We start from the raw sequence: 1,908 nt of genomic DNA, 5'->3' as shown, positions 1-1,908 counted from the left end.
CTATCCTGCAGGGCGTTCCGCTTGAGAGTGAACTCGCCAAGAAAGACATGAAAAAGAAGGGAAGTTCTTCATGACCTCCCTGAGCTTATCGTCATCTTCAGTTGGTTTGCAGGTACTTCAGCGTACCCTCTTTCTTGCGCCGCTCGTACATGGCTTTGTAAGCCTGCGGAACGTCCGGCCTACGCCAGTTTGGGATACGGCAGTCTTTCATTCTGAAGTTAAATTCTTTGGTGTGTCGGTCGCAGTAAAACACCTCATACGCCCGCCAATTTTCGGCATCAAACGGGGTGCTTTTTTCGAATGCAATATTCCACGCTGTTCGCAGCAAGGTAAGGTCGCGGAATTTGGCAACAGCTTCTTGATGAGAGCTTGCCGAAAATGCCTCTCGGTCTACCTGCGTACGAAGTCCCACCTTAGCTTGAGTTCTCTTGAGGAACGGCGCTTTCTTCAGCGTAGCTCTCACGTTCTTTTCGAAGAGGTTATTCGAGGCCTTCTCCCAAGCAATATAAGCTTCTTCGTGCTTTCCAAGTTCGTCAGACAGTTCTTCAAAACTCTTCAGGTTGTTCCAGGCCCATTTAGCATAAGCCGGATCAAGGAAGTCGGAAGCATCCGTGCTCCAGGAACGATTGGTCGTGCCATTCCCTTCCAGAAGGATAGTCCCCTCAAAGTCAATAAGGCTGATCTCGGCTTGAGCCTGCGCCGAGCCAGCAAGAAAGGCGAGTGCAATGAGTAATGATTGTGTCAGCTGTCGTGTCATTGAGGCGTATGTCAAAAATGGAGGTGAGTTCGTAAATGGTTTCATGGATATGGCCTTCGAACCTATGCTGGCAATTTTTGCGAGCCTAGCATGTTTATGGGCGGTATTCCAAGGGTTTAAGATGGCTGCTGGAGCCGCAGACGTTGCAGGGATTGCTACCCAATTCGTGTTTTTGTTTTTCGGTTTTGGGGTTCTTATGGCCCTGCAATATGGACTTGCAGGTGAGGTCTATGAGGTCACCTACAACGTCATGTTTGGCATCCCTGCAAGCATCATGGGTGGTGGCAGTGGTGACAGTGCTGTGGTGAGCCTGGTCTCAAATATTGAGACTGCATTTGTGCAGCCAATCAACATGGCAAAGTCTATGATGGATGGTGCTGGGTTTTTCGATAAAGTTGGTGTTGTTATCTTTACCGGCTTCCTGATGTTGCCCTTTATTTTGATGATGATCGTGTTTGTGACACAGGTCGCCATTGGCCTCTTCCGCATCATGATGATTTGCCTGTTTGCTCCCTACATCATCACCTTAAGCGCCTTCCCATGGGGACGTGAGCAGATGATGAATGGCGTACGCACACTGCTTGGAGCGATTATTACCCTTGTTGCCGTCACACTAGTGTTCTCGCTGATTGTCGCTGGAGTGGAAAGTTTGGTTCCGACGGGTGAGGGCGTTGGTACTGATTTGAGCAACGATACGAACTGGCGCAGTTACATCATCGTAATCCTCACTGCCTGGTCTGGCGTGGCGCTCATTCAGGAAGCGGTCAGCCTTGCAGGTACCATCGCGCAAGCCTCTCTCAATGCAGCAACTTCAGGCGCCATGATGTCAGGTATTGGCGGTATGGCCAGCAGCTACATTAAAGGCGGCGGCGCGGCCTACAAGGCAGGTAAAGCCGCGATTGGCGTCACTAACGATGCTCTGGGCGATGCTGCTCACAGCATGAGCAAACAATACGGCTCGGGCAGCGCTCCCAAAAGTCAAGCAACCGATGCACTCAAGTCAGAGAAGTAATTTCCATGCGAAAAAGATTCATTCCATTCCTTTCGATTGTCTTGCTTCTGGTTGGTTGTCAGACCACCGAGATGCCCTATGAACCGGTAAATACCGACGAAATGCGGCCCTCTCCCTGCGCCTGTGTAGAGCTTGAATA

At 50.4% G+C, this 1,908-nt stretch carries 2 protein-coding genes; one reads left to right on the top strand and one right to left on the bottom strand.

Going from position 1 to position 1,908, the window contains the following annotated elements:
* Positions 1 to 97: 97 nt before the first annotated feature.
* Positions 98 to 802, bottom strand: a complete 705-nt coding sequence (locus PsW74_RS19015; RefSeq protein WP_063290524.1) for a hypothetical protein — start codon at positions 800 to 802, stop codon at positions 98 to 100.
* A gap of 76 nt (positions 803 to 878) precedes the next feature.
* Between PsW74_RS19015 and PsW74_RS19010 the strand changes: the two genes are divergently transcribed.
* A complete protein-coding gene (locus PsW74_RS19010) occupies positions 879 to 1,769 on the top strand; it encodes a hypothetical protein (RefSeq protein WP_153041774.1) in 891 nt (296 codons plus the stop codon).
* The last annotated feature ends 139 nt before the right edge of the window (positions 1,770 to 1,908 follow it).

This window comes from Pseudovibrio sp. W74 (assembly GCF_001623085.1).
Lineage (GTDB): Bacteria > Pseudomonadota > Alphaproteobacteria > Rhizobiales > Stappiaceae > Pseudovibrio.
This window is presented reverse-complemented; position numbering and strand designations above follow the sequence as displayed.